Genomic DNA, 12,515 nt, shown 5'->3' on the forward strand with positions numbered 1-12,515 from the left:
CCCCGGATTCCCCGTTCTCTCTGCCCAAAAGAGGCCGCCGGGGCTAACCTGGACGGGTGCCGGACGACGTGGGGGGCAAGCCGTTCCCGGACGGTGAAGAGCCCGACGAGCACCACCACGGGAGCCACGGAAAAGCGGACGAAGAATTCGCCTCCGTGGTCTTCGACGAGGAATTCGTCCGGTCCGCACAGATTCATGAGCCCTCGGCGGTCGAGCGGATGCTGGCCGCCGCCGAGGCGCGCGCCGAGGCCGAGGCGGCCCGCTCCGGGCCCGGCTTCGGCTCCGAGGGCGACGATCCGGACGACCCCGCCTTCCGCAGCCGCCGGGCCGATGACTACGAGGGATTCGGCGACTACGGAGAGTATGAGGACGACGGTGAGTACGGCGAGGAACCGCCGTACGGTCCGTACGGCCCCTACGGCGGTGCGCTGCGCCCCTACCGCGGCACGCGCTGGCACCGGCCGGTCGCCTGGGTGCTGGCCGTGGTGATGGGCATCGGGCTGGTCGCGCTGGCCTTCAGCGCCGTCTACCGCGGCTCCTCCGGGCGGACCCAGCGCCCGGCACCGGCGCCGACCTCCAGCGGCGTGGACGCCCCCGCCACGGGCACGGACAGCGTCCGTACGGCCCGTCCGGGCCTGCCGTTGCTGCCGTCGGCCGACTCCCTGCATCCGTCGTTCTCGGCGGCTCCCAGGCCGCACTGAACGCCGCACGGCAGTGCCCGCAAAACGGACACCTGAAACGGGAACCCTCCGGTGAAGTTGCCCGGTCTCCCCGCGTTTACGTTCGCCCCGGCAGACCTACTCTTGTTGTATGACCGGGCCTGGTGACCCTCCCGAAGGGACGCCCAACGGCGCCCCGGGTGGTGGTGAGGACGAATACCGATCCGTCGTCTTCGACGAATCGTTCGTTCGTGCTGCGCGACTGCAGGAATTCTCCGCGGACGAGCGGCTGGGCGAACACCATTCGCCGGCTGTGAAAACCCGGCATGCCTGGCGGCGACTGGGCGGCTCCCGGCAGGCGGTCCTGCTGGTGCTGCTGATCGTGCTCGCCTTCGGCACCGCCGTGTACATGGGCATCCGGCACCCCTACAAGAACCCGGACACGCTCCGGGCGCAGCCGCTGCGCTCCACGGTCGTGCCGCTGGCGCCGCGGGGGGTCGTCCCGGGCGCGACACCGCAGGATCTCTTCGCGCACAGCCCGGCGGCGAATTACCGGATCGGCGCCGCGGGCGTGAATCTGCCCGCGGTCACCCGCACCGAGCACTTCTCCGGCGGCCAGGTCGTCTCCGCCCTGACCGTGGCCAAGGACTACCTCGTCCGCTCCTCGCTGGACCCGGCGACCCTCACCGGCGGTTCCGTGCGGCCGGTGCGGCTGCTGCTCGACACCGGGCAACTCGACCAGTTCGACCGCAGCCTGGCGCACCCCGACGACAACGGCCGGGACGCGGCGACCGGTTGGCTGGTCCGCTTCGACCCGAAGCAGACCCGGCTCGCCGACCACGACGTCCGCGTCGACGGCACCCTGAGCGCCTCCGAACTGAGCCCGGACGCGCTCGATGTCACCGCCGACTACACCTTCGTCTACGCCGTACGTCCGGTCTCCGGCGGGCAGCATTCCGCACCGGGGCAGGGCGTCGGCAAGCCCACCCCGGGCGCGGCCTCGCTGGTGACCGTGCGGCGCGAGGTGCACTTCCGGCTGAGCCGCGAGAACCTCAACGACCACCGCCTGGAGGTGCTGCAGAGCAGCCTGCAGGCAGGGCCGCTGGCCTGCTCCTCGCAGCCGGCCGACGCGCTGCACCCGCTGTTCGCGGGCCAGCACGCCGGCAACGACCGGCCCACGGGCACCGATCCCTTTGCCAGGGACCGGGTCAACCCCTCGCTCTGCGGTGAGCTGTCGCCCGCCGCCGAGCCGAGGCCGAGCCATCCGGCCCGTTAGGCGTCGTCCGGCCGGTCCCGGTCCGTTCCGCCGCTGCCATTGGCCCCGCCGCTGCCGTTGGGCCCTCCGGGACGTGAGCCGCCGCGGAAGACCGTGTCGCGCAGCTTGCCGCCCAAGTCGCCCGCGCCGCCCGCGATGTCGCGCACCAGGCCCATCAGCGGGTCCTTGCTGTTGCGCACCGAATCGGCGTAGTGCGCCGCGGAGTCCCGGAAGGAGTCGGAGACCGAGGTGTCGCCGTCCTCGTCCCGGCGCGGGTAGTGACCGTCCATGATCCGCTGGTAGTCGCGGCTGGCCGCCCACTTCTTCAGCTCGGCCGCCCGCACGGTGGTGAACGGGTGGCTGCGCGGCAGCAGGTTGAGGATCTTCAGCACGGAGTCGCGCAGATCGCCGCCGGACTCGTACTCGTCCGCCTGCTTGAGGAAGGCGTCGACGTTCATCTCGTGCAGATGATTGCCGCCGGCCAGCTTCATCAGACCGCGCATCGAGGCCTGCAGATCCTGCCCGACCAGCAGGCCGGCGCGGTCCGCCGACAGCTCCGACTTGCGGAACCATTCGCGCAGCGCCGTCACGATCGCCATGATCGCGACATTGCCCAGCGGGATCCAGGCGACCTTCATGGCCAGGTTGGTCAGGAACAGCAGGATCGTGCGGTAGACGGCGTGCCCGGACAGCGCGTGCCCGACCTCATGGCCGACGACCGCCCGCATCTCCTCCTCGTCCAGCAGCTCGACCAGGCCGGTCGTGACCACGATGATCGGCTCGTCCAGGCCGATGCACATGGCGTTGGGCTGCGGGTCCTGGTTGACGTACATCGGCGGGACCTTCTCCAGGTCCAGGATGTAGCAGGCGTCCCGCAGCATGTCGTTGAGGTGCGTGAACTGCTGGTCGCTCACCCGGACCGAGTCCGACAGGAACAGCAGTCGCAAACTGCGCTCCGGCAGCAGGCCGCTGAGCGTCTTGAAGACGGTGTCGAACCCGCTGAGCTTGCGCAGCGCCACCAGCGCCGAGCGGTCCGCCGGATGTTCGTACGACCGCGACGAGATGCCGGGGAACCGGCGCCGGTCCCGGCTCGGTACGTTGGCGCTGCCGTCTGGGCTCTCCGTCATTGGGGCCTCCCCCTGTTCGACTGCGTGTGTTCAGCCTAGAGGACGCCACCGACAGCGGATTGGATGCTCGGGCGTACGCTGGCGATCGCACCAATGACCGCACAGGCCCGTACAGAAGACCGCGCGGGCCGGTATCCGAGGGAGCGCACCGTCATGCCGCATCCGAGCGTGCTGCTCGCCGCAGCCCAGGAGACCGCCAAGGACGTCGGACCCGGCTGGATCCTGCGCACCGTGATCATCGTCGGCGTCGTGGGCGCGGTGCTGCTCGCCTGGCTCCTGCTGCGCGGCTACCGCCAGGACTGACTCCCGGCCGGCCCCCCCGGGCGCCTCCGGGTGGAGTCGCCGTGGGCCCACGGTGAGCGGCCGCATACGATGTGGTGGAAGTCTCTGCCCGACCCCAGCCCGGATTGGTCCTGCCGACGATGAGCCTGCACACCACCGCACATTCCCTGGCCACCCTCGCCGCTGAACCTGGCCACGAGGGCGGTCACGCCAGCCTCAGCCCTTTCGTGACCGGCGGCGGCGCCCTGTTTGTCCTGCTCCTCCTGCTCTGGATCACCACCCGCTTCAACCGCGACCGCTGAGCCGCGGCACCCGTCCCCCGGCATCGCGCATCGCCCAGTAGGGTCTGCACGCATGGGAGAGCACACAGGGCCCGTGAAGCGGCGACTCGGAGTGATGGGCGGCACGTTCGACCCGATCCATCACGGACACCTGGTCGCCGCCAGCGAGGTGGCCAGCCAGTTCCACCTCGACGAGGTCATCTTCGTGCCGACGGGGCAGCCGTGGCAGAAGAGCCACAAGACGGTGTCCCCGGCCGAGGACCGGTATCTGATGACGGTCATCGCGACCGCGTCCAACCCGCAGTTCTCCGTCAGCCGGATCGACATCGACCGCGGCGGCAAGACGTACACGATAGACACGCTGCGTGATCTGCGGGCGGAACACCGCGATGCGGATCTGTTCTTCATCACCGGCGCCGACGCCCTCAGCCAGATTCTGACCTGGCACGATGCGGCGGAGCTGGTGTCACTTGCCCACTTCATCGGGGTGACCAGGCCCGGCCACGTCCTCGCGGACCCCGGGCTGCCCGAGGGGGCGGTGTCCCTGGTCGAGGTGCCGGCGCTGGCCATCTCCTCGACCGACTGCCGGGCGCGCGTCGCCCAGGGGGATCCGGTCTGGTACCTGGTGCCGGACGGTGTGGTGCGCTACATCGACAAAAAACAGCTGTACCGCAACGACCGCTGACGGGGCTGACGGAAAGGGGCACCGGTGAGCGACCGACAGGATCCTTACGGGCCGCAGGACCCGTACGCCCACGACCCGTATGCCCAGGGGCAGCAAGGGCAGCAGGGCTACACCTACGACGCTTACGGGCGGCCGGTGTACCCCGATGCCGCGGCGGCCCCGTACGAGCAGCACTACGACGCGTACGGACAGCCGGCCGCCCCGTCCGCCTATGAGGGCTACGACCCCTACGGCGGCGGGCAGACCGGCGGCCAGGCCCCGCACGGGCAGCAGGGACACCAGGCGTACCAGGGGCAGACCGGGTACGGCTATGACTCCTACGGCGGCCGGCAGGTCCAGGCCCCGCCCGGCGCTCCGCAGCAGTACGACCCCTACGCCGCTCCCCAGCAGCCGGCGCACCAGCAGGAGTGGATCCCGCAGCAGGCCCAGCAGTCCCCGTACGACGAGCTTTCCTACCCGGAGCAGTCGCCCTACAGCGGGCCCGCCGAGCCCGCCGCGCCGCGCCAGGACGGGCCGCACCGGCCGCCGGCCCCGCGCCGCGCCCCGGACGACGCCGCGGAGCCGGCCGGCCCGCAGGGCTCTGCCGACGGCCCGGGGTACCAGACCGAGCAGTTCTCCTTCATCGAGGAGCCGGACGAGGACTCCGAAGACGTCATCGACTGGCTGAAGTTCACCGAGAGCCGCACCGAGCGGCGCGAGGAGGCCAAGCGGCGCGGCCGCAGCCGGATCGTCGCGCTGTCCGTCGTCCTGGCCCTGCTGGTGGCCGGCGGCGTGGGCTATCTGTGGTGGGCGGGGAAGCTGCCGGGGCTGGACGGTCCGGGTGCCGGCAAGGCGGCTGCGGCCGCCGGGCAGAAGCGCGACGTCCTCGTCGTCCATCTGCGGGACACCAAGAGCGGGAACAGCTCGACGGCGCTGCTGGTGGACAACGAGACCACCCACAAGGGCACCACCGTCCTCCTGCCCAACAACCTCGTCGTCACCAAGGACGACGGCACCACCACCACGCTCGGCAAGTCCGTCAAGGACGAGGGCACCGAGCCGACCCGGGACTCCCTCAACGGCCTCCTGGGCGCCGATCTCAAGGCCAGCTGGCGGCTGGACACTCCGTATCTGGAGAACCTCGTCGAGACGGTCGGCGGCATCACCCTCGACACCGACGCCACCGTGCCCGGCGCCAAGAAGGGCGCCTCCCCGGTCGTCAAACAGGGCAGCGCCCAGGACCTCAACGGCCAGGCCGCCGTCGCCTACGCCACCTACCAGGCGCCGGGCGAGCCCCAGGCCAAGCAACTCCAGCGCTTCGGCCAGGTCATGCAGGCGACCCTGAAGAAGGTCTCCAGCGACTCCGACGGCGCCACCGCCACCGTGAAGGCGCTGCTCCAGGTGCTCGATCCGCCGCTCACCGAGGCCCAGCTGGGCAGCTCGCTGGCGCAGCGGGCGGAGCTGGTGAAGACCGGTGCCTACCGCACGACGGTGCTGCCCGTACTGGCCAATGGCACGCTCAGCCCGACCACGGCGGCGAGCGTGGTCAAGGACGTGCTCGGCGGCACGGTCAAGAAGGCCGCGCCCGACTCCGCCCGGGTCGCGGTCAAGAACGCCACCGGCACCCGGGCCGCCACCGGAAAGGCGCAGGTCGCCCTGGTCAACGGCGGCTACAGCTTCGTCGACGGCGGCACCGACACCGCGGCCCGGGCCACGTCCCAGGTCACCTACGCGGACGCCGCCCAGAAGGCCAAGGCCGCGGAGGTCGCCAAGACGCTGGGCCTGCCGGCCGGCGCGGTCCGGCAGGGCAAGGGCGCCTCGAACGCCGACATCACCGTGGTCCTGGGGCGGGACTTCAAGGGCTGACGGACGGGGCGCGCCCGGACCCGCCGCTGCCGACCCGGCAGCGGCGGCCGGCGCCCGCACACGGCGCTGACCAGCACGGACACCGCAAGCGGCCCGCGGGACCGGATTCCCGGCCGGGAGTGTCGGTGGTCCGTGAGACCCTTGTGGGGTACTTGACCGCCGATCCGGCCGCCCATGGGACCGGGCGCGCGCCGCGCTCAGCAGCCGGCCCCGCCGCCCGGCCCGGCCGGAGACGCCGCCCTCAACCCGGAAAGCCGCTTGTGACCGCCACGGACCGCTCCATCGAGCTCATCAACGCCGCAGCCCAGGCCGCGGCCGACAAGCTTGCGCACGACATCATCGCGTACGACGTCAGTGACGTCCTCTCGATCACCGACGCCTTCCTGCTGGCCTCGGCGCCCAGCGACCGCCAGGTCAAGTCGATCGTCGACGAGATCGAGGAACGGCTCAGCAAGGACCTCGGCGCCAAGCCGGTCCGCCGCGAGGGCGACCGCGAGGCCCGCTGGGTGCTGCTCGACTACGTCGACATCGTGGTGCACGTCCAGCACAGCGAGGAGCGTGTCTTCTACGCGCTCGAGCGCCTGTGGAAGGACTGCCCCGAGATCGACCTCCCCGAGGAGGCCAAGGCCACCCGGGGCAAGGCCGCGGCGCACGCCGATGCCACGGCGGGTGACCAGGACGGAGAGCTGCTCTGAACGGCATGAAGACCGGCCGCGGCCGCCGCATCGTCCTGTGGCGCCACGGCCAGACGGCCTGGAACCTGGAGCGCCGCTTCCAGGGGTCGACGGACATCGAACTGACGGAGGAGGGCCGGTCCCAGGCGCGCCGCGCCGCCCGGCTGCTCGCCGCCCTGGGGCCGGACGCGATCATCGCCTCCGACCTCCAGCGGGCCTCGACGACGGCGAGCGAGCTGGCCGCGCTGGCCCGGCTCGACGTGACCCATGACGCGGCCCTGCGGGAGACCTACGCGGGCTCCTGGCAGGGGCTGACGCACGAGGAGATCCTCGCGCGCTACGGCGAGCAGTACACCGCCTGGAAGCGCGGTGAGCCGGTGCGGCGAGGCGGCGGCGAGCTGGAGACCGAGGTCGCCGACCGCGCCGCGCCCGTCGTGCTCAACCACGCCGACAAGCTGCCCGAGAACGGCACCCTGGTCGTCGTCAGCCACGGCGGCACCATCCGCACCACCATCGGGCGGCTGCTCGGCCTGGATCCCCACCACTGGGAGGGCCTGGGCGGTCTGTCGAACTGCTGCTGGTCCGTGCTGGGCGAGGGCGCGCGCGGCTGGCGCCTGTTGGAGCACAACGCCGGCACCCTGCCGGAGCCGGTGCTCGGCGACGACGACTGAGCCTGCCGCGGCCCCGGCCGACCCGGATTTCACATCTGGGCAGGTCGCAGGCTAAAGTTCTTCTTGTTCGCGCCGCCGCCGGGGAAAACCGGGGGAGCGGAACAAGACCCGGGGCTATAGCTCAGTTGGTAGAGCGCCTGCATGGCATGCAGGAGGTCAGGAGTTCAATTCTCCTTAGCTCCACAGCCCGGATGATCCCGCCTCCGACCGGAGGCGGGATCTCTGCGTTATCCGGGCTGTGCGCCGACCGTCCGACGTGGCGCGGGGCCCTGCCGTCCCTTGTGGTGGCGGCCGGTGGGACTCGCCGGGTGGCGCAAAAGATGGGCCTGACCCGGTCGGCGGTCCGTGGCAGAATCGGACGGCGCCGGCAGGGGAGGAGAGATCGCGATGCCCACGAGCATCCTCGAGGAGGTCAATGACCTGCTCGACATCGCCGAGGCGCAGGGGTACGACTGGCTTCCGGAATATGTGCTCCGTTTCACCTGCCCCGTTGACGGGACGGTCTCCCCGTGCCGCGGCCGCGACGGTACCGCTCTGCAGTGCCCCTCGTGCGGTTCCTCCCATGTCGCGCAGGTGCTGGGCGACAACGGCGGCATTTCCTTCGTTTGTACGGCCTGCGGCCACAGTTGGAGCTGATGGATGGGCGCCCACAGCAGGAAATGTGACTGGTGCGGCAGCGGTACGCCCATCGTCCGCGACATGGAACCCGTCAACACCGACTACCAGTACTGGTGCGAGGAATGCGCCCGCGCCCTCGTCATAAAGGGCGACCCCATCGAGACCTACCGGGAGCTCGACGGGGAACCGATCTACGGGCGGCTGCTCGAAGAGCACTGCACCCTGAAGCGCTTCTACTCCTTCGCGACGGCCTGAGCGGAGCCGGCGCCGCGCCCCTTGGCTGACGGCCCATCAGGCGAGTCGCATCCGGCCGCCCTTGCCGTGAACGGCGGGGAGCCGGTGACCGTTCAGTCGCGCAGCGCGGGACCGCGCCGCGTCGTCCGCCACAGCCGGAGCCCGGCCAGCGTCAGCACGGCCAGGCCGGCGACCGGATAGACGCCGGAGAGCAGCATCTGGGCGCCGTTCTGGTGCAGTTCCTGGTGGTGGTGCCAGCGGTGCGGCACCCACCACAGCGCGAACGAGCAGAACATCAGGCCCAGTGCGGCGGTCGCTGCCCACCGGCGGCGGGCCGCGGTGCCGGTCCGGTGCAGCGCCTCGGAGCCGAGCAGCACCAGCATCGGCACGCACCACACCCAGTGATGGGACCAGGAGATCGGGCTGATCAGGAGGGCGGTCGCGGCGCAGGCCACGGCCGCCCAGGCGCGCTCCCCGCGCAGCAGCGCCCCGGCCGCCAGCGCCAGGCCGCCGGCCGCGGCCAGGCCGGCGGCCACCACCCAGGCGGTGCCGGGGTCGTGGGTGTGCAGCAGCCGGGCGAGCGCGCCGCGCAGCGACTGGTTCGCGGTGATCTCCACCTCGCCGACCCGGTCGGTGGCGAAGACGATCTCGGTCCAGAAGCGGTGCGCGTCGCGTGGCAGCACGAGCGCGGAGAGCAGCACCGTGGCCAGGAAGGTGGCGGTGGCGACGGCGGCCTGCCGCAGCCAGGGGTTCCAGGCGGCGCGCGGCCCCGCCCCGGAGCGGAGCAGCTGCCCGGCACGGACGGCACCGGCCAGCGCGAGGAGCACCGCGAACAGCGCCGGGGTCAGCTTGAGCCCGGCCGCGAGGCCGATGCCGACGCCCGCGAGACGGTGGGTGTCCTTGCGGGTCAGGTCCCACAGCACCAGCGCGGTGAGCAGGAGGTTGATCTGGCCGTAGCGCAGCGTCGTCCACACCGGCTCGCACCACACCAGCAGGGCGGAGACCGCGAGCGCCGCGGCGGGCCGGGGCAGCTGCCGCGGCCAGCCGGTGAGCCGCAGCGAGAGGTGGACGACGGCGACGAGCAGCAGGAGGTTGCCGGCGGTGGCGAGGGTGCGCATCGCCGGGACGTCCAGGACGGTGAGCGGGGTGAACAGCAGCGCCGCGAAGGGCGGGTAGGTGTTGGGCAGATGCGCCGAGGTCGCCGCCATGTCGTAGAGGGACCCGCCGTTGCGGACAGTGAAGCCCTCGGCGCGGTAGACCATGAGGTCGATCATCGTCACGTGCGCGAGGCGCTGCGCGGTCCAGAAGGCCGTGAACGAGGCCAGGCAGGCGAGGGCCGCCACCAGGGTCGGGTGCCGGCGGAGGAGGCCCGTGCCGGGGTGTGTGCCGCCGGGGTCGGTGGGCTGTTGCAGCTCCAGCGCGGTCACGGCGTACGGCCCCCCAGGACGAATCGGACACTGCCTGCTGAGAGTACCGCGCGCCGCTCCCGAGGCCCCGGTCGGAACGATTTGGCAGAAGGCGGGGAGGTCCGTGTAATGTAGGCGATGCCGCAGCGGGGAACCGGGCGGGAACAGAATACGGGGCTATAGCTCAGTTGGTAGAGCGCCTGCATGGCATGCAGGAGGTCAGGAGTTCAATTCTCCTTAGCTCCACAGAGAGCGAAGCAGGTCATCCGATGCGGATGGCCTGCTTCGTTGTGCGGGTCCGTTCCGGGTGGCCTGGAGGCCCGCACCCGGGCGCCGTTCCCCCGGGGTTGCGCTGACATCCGGTCAACCCCGCGTCCGTTATGACGAGTTGATCGTTCGCTCTGTGCTCATTTCTGACCAGACCTTGCCATTCCTTGGTCTCTTCTTGGTGTTCGCATGCCCCTGACATGAACGGTTCACCGAAAGAGTGGCGAATCGCGTGAGCGTCACATCCGACGCATTCATCGCGCATGCGGTGCCGCGCCTCTGGCGCCCCGGCGCAGCGCGGCACCCCGCAGCGCACCGCATCGCCACAGCAGGGGGTTACATGAGATCAAGCCGCACCAGATCACTGCGCGCCCGCGCCGGTCTGGCCTGGGCAGCGACGCTGCCGCTGGTCGCCGGCGCGCTCGCGCTCGGCGCGCCGGCCGCCGATGCCGCGGGCCACGACGGCGGTCGGCACGCACTGCAGGGCACCAAGCCGCTGTGGGCCACCGCGCAGGCCGACCAGGGTGCCACCGCGTCGTCCGCGGCCGTCACCGCCCGCGTCTACCTGGCCGGCCGCGACGCGAAGGGGCTCGCCGCCTACGCCCGGGCCGTGTCCGACCCGCGCTCCGCCGCGTACGGGAAGTACCTGAGCCCCGCCCAGGTCCGCTCCCGTTACGGCGCCACGCACGACCAGATAGCCAAGGTGACCGACTGGCTGAAAAAGTCCGGCCTGGCGGTCACCGGCACCACGCAGCGCTATCTGACGGTCAAGGGCGACGCCGCCGCGGCCGAGCGCGCCTTCGCCACCGACCTGCACAATTACCGCAAGAGCGGCCACACTTACCACGCGCCGTCCACCACCGCCTCCGCGCCCGCCTCGCTCGCCGACGCGGTCCTGACGGTCACCGGTCTGGACAACGCGCCGCGGCTCGCCAAGCACCACTCCAGCGAACTGCCGCCGCCGGAAGGCGTCTTCCGCAACTCCGGCCCGTTCTCCTCGTACTACGGCTCCAAGACGGACAAGAAGCTGCCGTCCGCCTACGGGAGCAAGGCACCGTACGCGATCAAGGGCTACACCGGTACCCAGCTGCGCGCCGCCTACGGCGCGAAGAAGTGGACCGGCAAGGGCGTCACCGTCGCGATCACCGACGCCTACGCCGCGCCGACCATCGCCCAGGACGCGGACAAGTACGCCGCCCGCAACGGCGACCCCCGTTACCGCCGCGGCCAGCTCTCCCAGGTGCTGCCCAAGGACTACTCGCACATCGAGGAGTGCGGCGCGGCCGGCTGGTACGGCGAGGAGACCCTCGACGTCGAGGCCGTCCACGCGGTCGCCCCCGACGCCGACATCGTCTACGTCGGCGGGGCCTCCTGCATGGACGACGACCTGATCGACTCGCTCGGCAAGGTCGTCGACGGTCACCTCGCCGACATGGTCTCCAACTCCTGGGGCGACCTGGAGGCGAACGAGACCCCGGATGCGGCGGCCGCCTACGACCAGCTCTTCCAGCAGGGCGCGGTGCAGGGCATCGGCTTCTACTTCTCCTCCGGCGACGACGGTGACGAGGTCGCCAAGACCGGCGTCAAGCAGGTCGACAGCCCGGCGAACTCCCCCTGGGTGACCGCGGTCGGCGGTACCTCCCTGGCCGTCGGCAAGCACGACGCGTACCAGTGGGAGACCGGCTGGGGCACCCAGAAGGCGCTGCTGTCCAAGGACGGCAACGACTGGACCGGCTTCCCCGGCACCTTCAACGGCGGCGCCGGCGGCGGCACCAGCAAGAGCGTGGCGCAGCCCTTCTACCAGCGCGGAGTCGTCCCGGACGGGCTCGCGAAGGCGAACGGCGGCGGCGCGATGCGTACCATCCCGGACATCGCCGCGGTCGCCGACCCCAACACCGGCTTCCTGGTCGGCCAGACCCAGACGCTGCCCGACGGGAAGCTCGGCTACGACGAGTACCGCATCGGCGGCACCTCGCTGGCCGCGCCGGTGATCGCCGGTGTCCAGGCGCTGGCCCAGCAGGCCCGGCACGGCGTCGCCATCGGCTTCGCCAACCCCGCCATCTACCAGCGCTACGGCACCCCCGCGTACCACGACGTCACCGACCACCCGCTGGGTGCCGGCCGTGACCTGGCCGTCGTCCGCGTCGACTACGTCAACGGCGTCGACAGCAGCAAGGGCACCACGACCTCGCTGCGCAGCCTGGGCAAGGACAGCTCCCTGCACGCGGGCGTCGGCTACGACGACGTCACCGGCGTGGGCTCGCCGGGCGCCGGCTATGTGAGCTCCTACCGCCCCTGACGCCGGGGCGCGGCACCGCCTCCCCGCACCGCGCGTGCCCGGTGCCACGGCGGTAGGAGTACGGGGTACCGGGGGCGGGGCCCGCGCTGGGGACAACCTCAGCGCGGGCCCCGTACGCCCTGCGGTACCCTGACGCCATGCGTGCCGTACGCCTTCTGCTTAGCGGGCCGCGCTGATCAGTACCGACGGATCGCAGATCCCGTCGGAATCGG

Annotated in this window: 13 protein-coding genes and 2 tRNA genes; 13 read left to right on the forward strand and 2 right to left on the reverse strand. The window is 71.5% G+C overall.

Annotated elements, in window-relative coordinates:
- Nucleotides 1–56: 56 nt before the first annotated feature.
- Together CPH93_RS23340 and CPH93_RS23345 are read left to right on the forward strand one after the other, a co-directional pair.
- Nucleotides 57–701 (forward strand): SCO2584 family spore wall biosynthesis protein, encoded by a 645-nt coding sequence (locus CPH93_RS23340; RefSeq protein ID WP_096213981.1) that lies wholly within the window; start codon nt 57–59, stop codon nt 699–701.
- A gap of 109 nt (nt 702–810) precedes the next feature.
- Nucleotides 811–1,935 (forward strand): SCO2583 family membrane protein, encoded by a 1,125-nt coding sequence (locus CPH93_RS23345; protein ID WP_093483194.1) that lies wholly within the window; start codon nt 811–813, stop codon nt 1,933–1,935.
- On the opposite strand, the gene CPH93_RS23350 is transcribed toward CPH93_RS23345, so the two are convergent.
- Complete coding sequence (locus tag CPH93_RS23350; RefSeq protein ID WP_096213982.1) at nt 1,932–3,041, reverse strand: M48 family metallopeptidase; 1,110 nt, start codon at nt 3,039–3,041, stop codon at nt 1,932–1,934. The genes CPH93_RS23345 and CPH93_RS23350 overlap by 4 nt on opposite strands.
- 153 nt (nt 3,042–3,194) lie before the next feature.
- On the opposite strand from CPH93_RS23350, the gene CPH93_RS36260 reads away from it, so the two are divergent.
- From CPH93_RS36260 to CPH93_RS23390, 9 genes are all read left to right on the forward strand, one after another.
- Nucleotides 3,195–3,344 carry a hypothetical protein gene (locus CPH93_RS36260; RefSeq protein ID WP_006605658.1) on the forward strand — a complete coding sequence of 50 codons (150 nt, stop codon included), beginning with the start codon at nt 3,195–3,197 and terminating at the stop codon, nt 3,342–3,344.
- Nucleotides 3,345–3,463: 119 nt separating this feature from the next.
- The gene (locus CPH93_RS36265; protein WP_006605659.1) at nt 3,464–3,625 is read left to right on the forward strand and encodes a hypothetical protein; all 162 of its coding nucleotides are present in this window, start codon (nt 3,464–3,466) and stop codon (nt 3,623–3,625) included.
- Between the two features lie 52 nt (nt 3,626–3,677).
- A complete protein-coding gene (gene nadD, locus CPH93_RS23360; RefSeq protein WP_051006918.1) occupies nt 3,678–4,289 on the forward strand; it encodes a nicotinate-nucleotide adenylyltransferase in 612 nt (203 codons plus the stop codon).
- Between the two features lie 24 nt (nt 4,290–4,313).
- Nucleotides 4,314–6,134 carry an LCP family protein gene (locus CPH93_RS23365; protein WP_096213983.1) on the forward strand — a complete coding sequence of 607 codons (1,821 nt, stop codon included), beginning with the start codon at nt 4,314–4,316 and terminating at the stop codon, nt 6,132–6,134.
- A gap of 260 nt (nt 6,135–6,394) precedes the next feature.
- Nucleotides 6,395–6,829 carry a ribosome silencing factor gene (gene rsfS / locus CPH93_RS23370; protein WP_093483191.1) on the forward strand — a complete coding sequence of 145 codons (435 nt, stop codon included), beginning with the start codon at nt 6,395–6,397 and terminating at the stop codon, nt 6,827–6,829.
- 5 nt (nt 6,830–6,834) lie between these two features.
- A complete protein-coding gene (locus CPH93_RS23375) occupies nt 6,835–7,479 on the forward strand; it encodes a histidine phosphatase family protein (RefSeq protein ID WP_093483190.1) in 645 nt (214 codons plus the stop codon).
- Nucleotides 7,480–7,589: 110 nt separating this feature from the next.
- Nucleotides 7,590–7,662, forward strand: a tRNA-Ala gene (locus CPH93_RS23380).
- 204 nt (nt 7,663–7,866) lie between these two features.
- On the forward strand, nt 7,867–8,115 hold the full coding sequence (locus tag CPH93_RS23385; protein WP_006605664.1) for a hypothetical protein: 249 nt from the start codon (nt 7,867–7,869) through the stop codon (nt 8,113–8,115).
- Nucleotides 8,116–8,118: 3 nt separating this feature from the next.
- Complete coding sequence (locus tag CPH93_RS23390; protein WP_006605665.1) at nt 8,119–8,352, forward strand: hypothetical protein; 234 nt, start codon at nt 8,119–8,121, stop codon at nt 8,350–8,352.
- A gap of 92 nt (nt 8,353–8,444) precedes the next feature.
- Here the strand turns inward: CPH93_RS23390 and CPH93_RS23395 are convergent, their stop codons facing one another.
- Complete coding sequence (locus CPH93_RS23395) at nt 8,445–9,758, reverse strand: glycosyltransferase 87 family protein (RefSeq protein ID WP_096213984.1); 1,314 nt, start codon at nt 9,756–9,758, stop codon at nt 8,445–8,447.
- A gap of 152 nt (nt 9,759–9,910) precedes the next feature.
- Here CPH93_RS23395 and CPH93_RS23400 point away from each other — a divergent pair.
- Nucleotides 9,911–9,983, forward strand: a tRNA-Ala gene (locus CPH93_RS23400).
- Nucleotides 9,984–10,344: 361 nt separating this feature from the next.
- On the forward strand, nt 10,345–12,303 hold the full coding sequence (locus CPH93_RS23405) for a S53 family peptidase (RefSeq protein ID WP_096213985.1): 1,959 nt from the start codon (nt 10,345–10,347) through the stop codon (nt 12,301–12,303).
- The last annotated feature ends 212 nt before the right edge of the window (nt 12,304–12,515 follow it).

The sequence above is a fragment of the Streptomyces sp. 2323.1 genome (assembly GCF_900221035.1).
Classification (GTDB): domain Bacteria; phylum Actinomycetota; class Actinomycetes; order Streptomycetales; family Streptomycetaceae; genus Streptomyces; species Streptomyces sioyaensis.